Annotated in this window: 6 protein-coding genes; 2 read left to right on the top strand and 4 right to left on the bottom strand. The window is 69.8% G+C overall.

The window, feature by feature from the left end:
• Positions 1-76 precede the first annotated feature (76 nt).
• On the top strand, positions 77-2,248 hold the full coding sequence (helR, locus tag ABZ027_RS18120; protein WP_356769315.1) for an RNA polymerase recycling motor ATPase HelR: 2,172 nt from the start codon (positions 77-79) through the stop codon (positions 2,246-2,248).
• Positions 2,249-2,294: 46 nt separating this feature from the next.
• Here the strand turns inward: helR and ABZ027_RS18125 are convergent, their stop codons facing one another.
• The 4 genes from ABZ027_RS18125 to ABZ027_RS18140 form a co-directional block, all read right to left on the bottom strand.
• Complete coding sequence (locus tag ABZ027_RS18125; RefSeq protein ID WP_356769316.1) at positions 2,295-3,860, bottom strand: Rieske 2Fe-2S domain-containing protein; 1,566 nt, start codon at positions 3,858-3,860, stop codon at positions 2,295-2,297.
• A gap of 2 nt (positions 3,861-3,862) precedes the next feature.
• Positions 3,863-4,309, bottom strand: a complete 447-nt coding sequence (locus ABZ027_RS18130) for a hypothetical protein (RefSeq protein WP_356769318.1) — start codon at positions 4,307-4,309, stop codon at positions 3,863-3,865.
• 160 nt (positions 4,310-4,469) lie between these two features.
• Entirely contained in the window at positions 4,470-5,357 is an 888-nt protein-coding gene (locus ABZ027_RS18135; protein WP_356769320.1) for an alpha/beta fold hydrolase, read from the bottom strand.
• A gap of 64 nt (positions 5,358-5,421) precedes the next feature.
• Positions 5,422-6,000, bottom strand: a complete 579-nt coding sequence (locus tag ABZ027_RS18140) for a TetR family transcriptional regulator (protein ID WP_356769322.1) — start codon at positions 5,998-6,000, stop codon at positions 5,422-5,424.
• A 393-nt stretch (positions 6,001-6,393) separates the two neighbouring features.
• Here ABZ027_RS18140 and ABZ027_RS18145 point away from each other — a divergent pair, with 393 nt between their 5' ends.
• Complete coding sequence (locus tag ABZ027_RS18145; protein WP_356769324.1) at positions 6,394-7,218, top strand: C1 family peptidase; 825 nt, start codon at positions 6,394-6,396, stop codon at positions 7,216-7,218.
• Positions 7,219-7,371: the final 153 nt, after the last annotated feature.

Consider the following 7,371-nt stretch of genomic DNA (forward strand, 5'->3'; position numbering starts at 1 on the left):
GCTTGCGGCAAGCCCCCCGTCGTGCCGCAGAATCTCCGGCCGAGGCCAGAATCTGCGGAAAAACGGAGCGACTGACGTGAATCCCCTGACCACCACCGCGTTCGACCTTCCCGACCGCCTGGCCGCCAAGGCCGACCCCGCCCTGATCGCCGACGACGAGCGGCACTTCGCGGCCATCGCACAGTGCCTCGAGGAGTCCATCGCCGAGCTGACCGCCCGCCTCGACGCCGAACGCCGGGCACCCGGCGGCATGGGCCGGGAGGCGATGGACCGGGACACGGAGATCCACCGACTGACCAGCCGCCTGCGCACCCTGCGCCGCTTCGGCCTGGACCTGTGCCTCGGCCACATGGTCGGCGCGGACAGTTCCGAGCCCGTGTACGTCGGACGGCTCGGCCTCACCGACAGCACGGGCCGACGGCTGCTGGTCGACTGGCGTTCGCCCGCGGCCGAGCCGTTCTTCGGAGCCACCCACGCCAACCCGATGGGCCTGGCCAGCCGCCGCCGGTACCGCTGGACCCGCGGCCGGATCAGCGACTACTGGGACGAGGTGTTCACCTCGGACGGGTTCGCCGGGCACGCCGCACTCGACGACCAGTCCGCCTTCATCGCCAGCCTCGGCAGCAACCGCTCGCCCCGGATGCGCGACGTGCTCGGCACCATCCAGGCCGACCAGGACGCCATCATCCGCGCCGGGTCCCGCGGCGCCCTCGTCGTCGACGGCGGCCCCGGCACGGGCAAGACCGTCGTCGCCCTGCACCGTTCCGCCTACCTCCTCTACTCCGACCCCCGCCTGGGTCACCGCCGGGGCGGTGTCCTGTTCGTCGGCCCGCACCAGCCCTACCTCGGCTATGTCGCCGACGTCCTGCCCAGCCTCGGGGAGGAGGGCGTGCAGACCTGCACCCTGCGGGACCTCGTCACCGAGGGAGCCGCGGCGGCTCCCGAGGCCGACCCGGAGGTGGCCCGCCTGAAGTCGTCCGCGGACCTGGTGAACGCGATGGAGAAAGCGGTCCGCTTCTACGAGGAGCCGCCCACCGACGCGATGACGGTCACCACCCACTGGTCCGACATCCATCTGAGCGCCGACGACTGGGCCGTGGCGTTCGACGCGGCGGAACCCGGCACCCCGCACAACGAGGCACGCGAACAGGTCTGGGAGGAACTCCTCACGATCCTGCTGGACAAGCACGAAGGCGAAGACGTCTCACCCGCCCTCCTGCGCAAGTCGCTGCTGCAGAACAGGGAGTTGCGCACGGCCTTCAACCGCGCCTGGCCGCTGCTCGAAGCGGCCGACCTGGTCGGAGACCTGTGGTCGGTCCCCGCGTACCTGCGGATGTGCGCCCCCTGGCTCAGCCGCGACGACGTCCACAAGCTGCAGCGCGCCCAGCCCCAGGCGTGGACGGTGTCCGACCTGCCGTTCCTGGACGCGGCACGGCAGCGGCTCGGCGACCCGGAGGAGGCGCGGCGCAGGCGCCGGCACCAGGCCGTCATCGCCGGTCAGCGCGAGCGCATGACGCAGGTCGTCGACAACCTGATCGACGCCGTGGCCAACTCCGGTGCCGACGGTGACGAGGGCATTGGCTTGGTGAGGATGCTGCGCGGCGAGGACGCCCAGGTCAGCCTGGTCGACGAGTCCGAACTGACCACCGTCGACCCGGACCTCCTGGCCGGCCCGTTCGCGCATGTCGTCGTGGACGAGGCCCAGGAACTCACCGACGCCGAATGGCAGATGCTGCTGCTGCGCTGCCCCTCCCGCAGCTTCACCATCGTCGGAGACCGCGCCCAGGCCAGGCACGGCTTCACGGAGTCCTGGCAGGAACGCCTCGAACGGCTCGGCTTCGACCGCGTCAACCTGGCCTCCCTGAGCATCAACTACCGCACCCCGGAAGAGATCATGACGGAAGCGGAACCGGTCATCCGTGCCGTCCTCCCCGACGCCAACGTGCCCACCTCCATCCGCGGCAACGGCGTCCCCGTCCGCCACGGATCCACTTCCGACCTGCCCTCGATCCTCGACACCTGGCTCGCCACCCACACCGACGGAATCGCCTGCGTCATCGGCGACCCCACCTTCCGTACGACATCCCGCGTCCGCTCCCTGACCCCGGAACTGTCCAAGGGCCTCGAATTCGACCTGGTCGTCCTCATCGACCCGCACACCTTCGGCGAGGGCGTGGAGGGAGCCGTCGACCGCTATGTCGCGATGACCAGGGCGACCCAGCAACTCGTCATCCTGACGAACCCGTGAGGGTCGGAGTCCGCCTTCGTCCGCTCGGCTCGGCGGGTAGCACTCCTCAGGCGTCCGCCGTGATCTCGACGCTGCCGCCGCGCACCTGTACCCGGCGGACGCTCAGCGCTTTGGTGGCGGGGCCGTTGCGCACCGAGCCGTCCGTGATGTCGAAGGCGCTGCCGTGACAGGGGCACCGGATCGCCCCCTCGCTGATCGTGCTCACCGTGCAGCCCTGGTGCGTGCAGAGCGCGGTGAACGCGTGGAACACGCCCCGTAGGGGCTGGGTGACCACGACCTTCTCCTGAGCGACGACCAGACCGCCGCCGACCGGGACGTCCGCCGTCTCGGCGATCGCTCTCCAGGCGAAGGCGTCTTCCTGTGTCGTCGGGGCGCTCTTGGATGGAACGCCCGCATCCGGGGTGGACGGGCCCGCGGAGGGACCCCCGGCGGCGTGGGAGTCGTCACCGTTCTTCGCCTTGGTGTTGGTGTTGGTGTCGGTGTTGGCGGTGGCTGTCGCGCTGGGGGAGGCGGTGACCCTCGTGGTCGCGCTGGGGGAGGCGGTGACCCTCGTGGTCGCGCTGCTCTCGCCGACGGACGACGGACCGCCGGAGGCCCGGCCACCGGCGTGGTCACCGTCGCCACTCCCCACCCGGTCCAGAACCTTCCACGCCGTGAGGCCGATGCCGATCCCACCACCGGCCACGGCGACCGAGGCCATGGACGCCAGAGTCCGGCGCCGCGAGAGCCCGGTGAGGGTCGGGCTGGGTGATGTGGTGCTCGGCGTGCCGGGCGGCGGTACGTCCACCAGCGTCTTGGACGCTCCGGGCTTCGCCGACCCAACGGCCTCCGGTTCTCCAGGGCTTGCCGGGACCTCCGAAGCGCGGCGGACCTCCGGACTCGTCGGGCCCAAGGCGGCATTGCCGGCCAGCGCCAGCAGATCCGATGTGCCGGTACCACTGCACTCCGGTCGGGGAAGCCCCCGCAGCACGGCCGCCCGCAGCAGCCTGCGGTAGATCTCGCCCAGGCCCAGCAGCTCCGGCCCACCGGGCACACCGTCGCGCAGGAGCCTGATCAGCTCGCCGGTGAACGCGGTGTGTGCCGCCCCGTCGGGCGCGAGGGCGAGCCCGTTCGGCGGGGCCGAGGCGAGCACGTACGTCCCTTCGATCGCCGTCTGACTGAGCACCGTCCCCAGAGCGGGGACGGCCCGCCCGCTGAAGCAGCAGTCGAGCACCACGACCCGGTTGTCCGCGCCGCACTCCGAGACGACCTCCCGCAGTACGTCGTACTCCAGTGCGCTCACCCGCAGTTCCGCCGGATCCGTGTCCGCCATCGCCAGGAACAGCTCGCCCCGCGCGCCGAGCAGCCCGTGACCGGCGAAGTACACAAGGAGTGTGTCCTCCGCCGCGTCCGCCGCGTCCCGCAACGCGCGGCACGCCGTCCGCGCGTCCGCCGGATCCGGCACCACCGCGCACCGCCCCGCCGGGAACGACCCGAACACGGGGTCGCTGAGGACCGCCGCGAGGTCGGTGAGGTTGCCCCGGACCGCGGGTACGTCCCGGAGGTCGGACGACCGGAAGGTGCCGGTACCGATCAGCACGGCGTTCGATCGCGTGGGGTCGGGCAGCCGCACGGTCAGAGGCTCCCGTCGCCGTCCACCGGTGCGGCGGGCGCGGTCGCGGCGTCCGGGGAGGGCACGGTCCCGCCGAAGGCGGCCCGCAGGAACCTCTCGACCTCCGCCGGGTCCACCGAGGAACGAGCGTCCAGTGTCAGGCTGTGTCCGTCCTGCGCGGTGAGCGTCAGGGCCGCCCCCGGCGATCCCGCGCCACGGGTCCGCCGGGACCTCAGCCAGCCGGTCAGCGACTGTGCCAGCGCCGTCGCGAGCGCCCCCGCGACACCCGACACGACACTGCCGATCACCAGCTCGGGAAGGCCCCCCAAGGTCCCCGGCGCCGGCGACTGCTCCCGACGCACACGCCCACGCAGTCCTGGCTCCCGCCGCAGCCAGTCATCCAGCTCGCCCAGATCCCCCAGCTCGCCCCTCAGGCCCTCGTCCCCGGACGTGATCCGTACGGTTCCCACTGGCGCCCCCCTCGTGTCGAGCGACCAGTGTGGCCTCCGGGACCGGGTAGACACGGCAGTTGTAGCAAATGCCTCCTTTCCGACCGTTCCTGATCGCAACGGGCACGCGAGTGACGCCACCCCTCCCACACGCGGAGGCAAGGGTTCCCGACGGGCGCTCCTACGCTGCGCATTGCTTGGCCAGGAAGGGCAGTGTGACCTCGGCCATCGCGTCGGGTACCTCCTCGGCGAGGTCGTGCCCGGCGTCGAAGACGTGGCCGGTGACGTCGTGGGCGAACAGCCGCATCTGGGACTCGTTGCGTTCGCCGATGAAGGCCGAGCCGCCGAGGGCCAGCACCGGGATGTCCAGCTTCTTCTGAGCTGCTTGCCGGTTCTGCTCGGCGTCGACGAGCATCGCCCGGTAGATCGACAGCATCGCGCGGATGCCACCAGGCATGGAGTAGCAGCGTACGTACTCTTCGATCGCGTCGGGGGTGGCGGTGTCCGGGTGGCTGCGCTCGTATTTGATCATGTAGGTGATCAGTTCGCGTTCGTGTCCGGTGATGAGCATCTCGGGCACGTCCGGCTGAAAGTAGAAGCCCAGGTGCCACAGGTGCATGCCGCTCGAGACGTTCTCCTGCGTGAGTGCGGTGTGGTCCTCGAAGCCGAACCCGGGGAACAGTGCCTCAGCGAAGACCAGGGCGCCCACGTGGTCGCGGTGCCGGGCGGCGAGTTGGTACCCGATCACGGCGCCCCAGTCCTCCCCGATCACGCTGTAGGTGTCGTGCCCGAGGTGGGCCATCAGCGCGGCGATGTCATCGCTCATCGTCGCGGAGTCGTAGCCGTCCGCAGGACGCGCGGAGTCGCCGAGGCCACGCAGGTCGGGCGTGACGACGGTGTAGTGCGGCGTCAGCTTCGGGACGAGGTGCCGCCAGTGGTAGCTGGTCTTCGGCACGCCGTGCAGCAGTACCACCGCCGGGCCGGACCCACCTGTCCGGTAGTGCAGGCTCGTCCCATTGACACCGGCACGGCCTGTGCGAACAGGCTTTCCCTGATGGTCGAAAATCATCCGTTCAGCACCTTCTGATAGTTTTCATCTGGATCGAGCGATCCATATTCCGGGTACGAAAAAGTCAATCGAGCGCGGTCAGCGCGACCTCCACGAGGGGTTCGAGGGCGCGGGCGTCCGGCGTGATCTTCGAGGACACGAGGAGGCCGTTGAGGAACGTGACGAGGAACGCGGCGAGGGTGTGCGGGTCGTGCCGCGCCGAGATCTCGTCGCGCTCCGCCGCCGCGCGCAGCAGGTCGGTGAGCGCGTCCTCGTTGGCACCCAGCACATCCCGCACGGTCCGCCGGGTCGGCTGGTCCTCCGGTAGGCGCTCGGTGGCGGCATTGATCAACAGGCATCCGCGGCCGCCGTGTTCGACGGCGATCCGGATCCGCTCGACCAGCAGCGCACGGATCGCCGATCGAGCGTCCGTCCCCTCTTCGAGGCTGCGCAGGGCGGCCGTGGCGAAGGTGGCGCGGTAGTGCTCCAGCGCGGCCCGGTAGAGGCCGTCCTTGTCGCCGAACGCGGCGTACAGGGAGCCCTGTCCGATCCCGAGGTGCTGGGTCAGGTCGCGCACCGAGGTCGCCTCGTACCCGCGCGTCCAGAACAGCTCCATCGCGCGGCCCGCCGCCGCGTCGGTGTCGAACTCACGGGTCCTTGCCATGCGCCCACCGTAACCTATCTGGATCGAGCGCTCAAGAAAGAGGTGCGTTCCCAACGGGAGGTCATCCGGTGACAGCGTGGAGAAGCGGTTCCGAATTGCAGACCGTCCACCGCGGTGTCACGCTTATGGCGTAGGCATATGGAGCCTCGCGCCCGACAGTTGCGAATTTTCGACATTCCCGGTTGCGCTGTTCCCCTCGCGGAACTTCTCCGATCCACCTCCGCCCCGGACCGTCTCCCGGCCGCGAGCCAGTGCGGCTTGTTCATCAAGAACGACGACGACAACTGTCTGACCCTGGTCCCGAGCTGACCGCAGGCGCCGTCGTCAACATTCGACTATTCGCCCGAAATCACTTCCTCGATGACGAGGAGCGCCGAGAGACAGGGAGTCATCGTGTCCGAATACGTGAACAACGGGAACGGCAATGGGGCCGCGGACAGGATTCTCAACTGCATCCCCTCCAAGGAAACCGAACGTGACTGGCGATCGCGGCATGCCCAGGCGGCCGGACTCGCGGCGGGCCCCGACATGGAGTTGCCCGAGGAGATCGATCTTCGGGAGCCCTGGTGGCACATCAGCGACCAGGGCCCCACAGGCTCATGCGTGGGATGGGCGAGCGCGGACTCCGTGCTGCGCTGGCACTTCACCAAAATCAACCGTCTGCGCAAGGACGACTCGCTGTCGGTCCGCTACATGTGGATGGCATCCAAGGAGACGGACGAATTCACCACCGAGCCGACGACGTTCATCGAGGGTGACGGCACCAGCCTCAAGGCAGCTCTTGCCATAGCCCGCAGGTTCGGCGTCGTACGGGAAGAGGATCTCCCCTTCAAGCCCCCTCCGCTCAACTACCCCGGCGACACGGAGACGTTCTACGCCCTGGCGGCACAGATGCGCATCGCCGCCTACTTCAATCTCGGCCGCACACTCGACGATTGGCGGCAGTGGCTCGGTTCCGGCGGCGGCCCCATCCTGGTCCGCCTCAGTGTGGACCGCACCTGGGACGAGGCCAAGGCCACGCACGGTGAGCTGAACCACTACAAGCAGGAGACAGCCCGCGGCGGCCACGCCGTCGCCCTCGTCGGCTACACCCGTGAGCGACGCTTCATCGTGCGCAACAGCTGGGGCACGAACTGGGGCGACGACGGCTACGGCTACGCCTCGGAGGAGTACGCCCAGCAGGCGTTCACCGAGGCGTACGGGGTCACGGTCGCCTGAGCCCATCGTCGTCCGACGAGCTACGAGCACGGGCAGATCTCAGTCCCGTGCCGCGCACACCCCGCACTTCGGCGGCCAGTCTCCACGTCGGCCACCTGGTGCAGGTGCTCACCATGCGCCGGCTCCAGCAGGCGGGTCTGCGTCCGCTGGCCC

It is taken from the genome of Streptomyces sp. NPDC006332 (genome assembly GCF_040612855.1).
Lineage (GTDB): Bacteria > Actinomycetota > Actinomycetes > Streptomycetales > Streptomycetaceae > Streptomyces.

Excerpts from the sequence above, each read along its gene's own strand:
- ABZ027_RS18135 (WP_356769320.1), bottom strand. The coding sequence starts at position 5,357 with ATGATTTTCGACCATCAGGGAAAGCCTGTTCGCACAGGCCGTGCCGGT.
- ABZ027_RS18140 (WP_356769322.1), bottom strand. The coding sequence starts at position 6,000 with ATGGCAAGGACCCGTGAGTTCGACACCGACGCGGCGGCGGGCCGCGCG.